This window comes from Promicromonospora kroppenstedtii DSM 19349 (assembly GCF_000515355.1).
Classification (GTDB): Bacteria; Actinomycetota; Actinomycetes; order Actinomycetales; family Cellulomonadaceae; genus Promicromonospora; species Promicromonospora kroppenstedtii.
In genome coordinates this window covers 1-2135 of record NZ_KI911681.1, presented here as the reverse complement: position 1 = coordinate 2135, position 2135 = coordinate 1, and the positions used below count along the sequence as shown (strand labels likewise).

The 2135-nt window shown below is 72.7% G+C and carries 2 protein-coding genes; both read left to right on the top strand.

What is annotated here, in order from left to right:
- The first annotated feature begins 217 nt into the window (after positions 1-217).
- Positions 218-718, top strand: coding sequence for a GNAT family N-acetyltransferase (locus PROKR_RS14410; RefSeq protein ID WP_036964357.1), 501 nt, complete (start codon positions 218-220; stop codon positions 716-718).
- 64 nt (positions 719-782) lie between these two features.
- Positions 783-2081 carry an MFS transporter gene (locus PROKR_RS14405; RefSeq protein ID WP_036964356.1) on the top strand — a complete coding sequence of 433 codons (1299 nt, stop codon included), beginning with the start codon at positions 783-785 and terminating at the stop codon, positions 2079-2081.
- The last annotated feature ends 54 nt before the right edge of the window (positions 2082-2135 follow it).

The window sequence follows — 2135 nt, the reverse complement described above, 5'->3', positions numbered from 1 at the left end:
ACGCGCCTGGCTGCGGCAGCCCGCGAGTGGTCCGGCGACGCGACGCCCGCCGTCGCCCCGCAGGTGCTCGTCTCGGCGCTGCTGTCCCTCGGGGCGCTCGCCGCGCGGGCCACGGACGAGCGCAAGGGCGTGTACTGCTGGACGAGCCTGACCGACTGAGCCGGAGCGGAACCGCAGGCTCCGTCGGCGACAAGCAGAGACAGGGAGAAGCAAGACCTTGAGCACCACCGATGCCCCGTCCGTCGTCGTCCACCGGTTCGACCCCGGCTCCCCCAGTGACGGGCTCACCGCGCTGCTGACGGCCTACCACCTGCGGACCGAGGCCGAGAAGGGCGTCCCGGTCGACGACGTCGCCGCACTGCCCGCGCGCTACCTGGCGGAGATCGGGGACCCGAGCTCGGCGTTCGCGGGCGACACGGTGCTGGTCGCCCGGCACGGGGACACCGCGGTGGGCTGCCTGGTCGTCACCGCGCCCGTCGCGGGCCGCGCGGAGCTCAAGCGGCTCTGGACCGACCCTGAGCTGCGCGGCCGGGGCGTGGCCTCCCGGCTGATCGGCACCGCGCTGACGGGCCTGGCCGACGGCGGCGTGCACACGGCCGCGCTGTCGGTCTGGCGGTGGCGCACGGGCGCGATCGGCCTCTACGAGGGGCTCGGCTTCGCCGTCGTCGACGCGTGGGACGCGCGGGCCGACCTGGTCTGCATGGAACGGGTCCTGTAGTCCGGCTGCCCGAGGAACGAGGCGCGTGCGCGACCGGGCTCGCGGAGGTGCTTCACTTGCCCCCGTGAACCGCGCCCGTAACCCGCTCTGGCGGACTCTCGTCGAGCTCCGCGGCAACCCCCGCGCCTGTGTGTGGACCGAGCCGCTGTGGGGCCTGTCCATGGCCCTGGTGCTGCCCTACGCCTCCGTGTTCATGCTGGCCCTGGGCCTGCACGACGCGCAGATCGGGTTCCTCGCGACCATCGGCATGATCTCCCAGGTCGGCTTCGGGCTGGCCGGCGGGATCATCACCGACCGGCTCGGCCGGCGCGCCACGACGGCGTGGTTCGACGTGATCGCCTGGGTGATCCCGTGCATCCTGTGGGCGTTCGCGCAGGACTTCTGGTTCTTCCTCGCGGCGTCACTGGTCAACGGCGCGCTGCAGGTCACGCAGAACTCGTGGGACTGCCTCATGGTCGAGGACGCCGAACGGGGCAAGATCACGCGGATCTACTCCCTGGTGAAGGTCGCGGCCGACTGCTCGGCGCTGTTCGCGCCGCTGGCCGCCGTCCTAGTCGCGCAGCTCGGGCTGGAGCCCGCCGTGCGCATCCTGTACATCAACGCCGCGGTGGTGATGACGGTGAAGATCGTCTGGCTCTACCTGTGGTCCAACGAGACCCGGCAGGGCCGCGTCCGCATGGCGGCCACGCGCGGGCAGAGCGTGTGGAGCCTGCTGGCCGGGTACCGCGGCGTGCTCGGGCTGCTGCTGCGCTCGCGCGGGTCGCTCCTCGCGCTGGCCGTGGCCGCGCTGACCGCAGCGGTCACGCTCGTCAACGGCACGTTCTGGCAGGTGGTGGCCAGCCAGCACCTGGGTGTGCCGGACGCGCTGCTGCCGTTCTTCCCGATGGTCCGCTCGGTACTGTCGGTGGTCTTCTTCTTCACGCTGATCCCGCTGCTGACCACCGCCGTCGACCTGCGGCGCGCGACGCTGCTCGGGTTCGGGGTGCACCTCGCCGGGCAGCTCGTGCTGGTCGCGATCCCGGCGGCGAGCGACGGCGCGACGGCGTCCACGTACGCGTTCCTCGGCCTGTGCCTGCTGCTGGACAGCTTCGGCGCGGGCATGCTGTTCATGCTCTCCGAATCGCTCGTGGCGCTGCACGTGGACGAGGGCGAGCGCTCGCGCGTCATGGCGATCCAGCGGACGTGCATCATGCTGGCCGCGGCACCGTTCGGCTGGATCTCGGGCTGGCTGTCCGGGATCGACCGCACCTACCCGTTCGTCCTGACGTCGGCGCTGCTCGTGGTCGGCCTGGTGCTGGTGTCGCTGCGCTGGGTGCCGACCCACCCGGGCGAGGAACCCGCGCTGACGGCCGACCCGGCCTGAGGTCAGGCGCGGAACAGCCGGGCCGCGTGCCGCAGCGCCTCGCGCGCCCGGCGG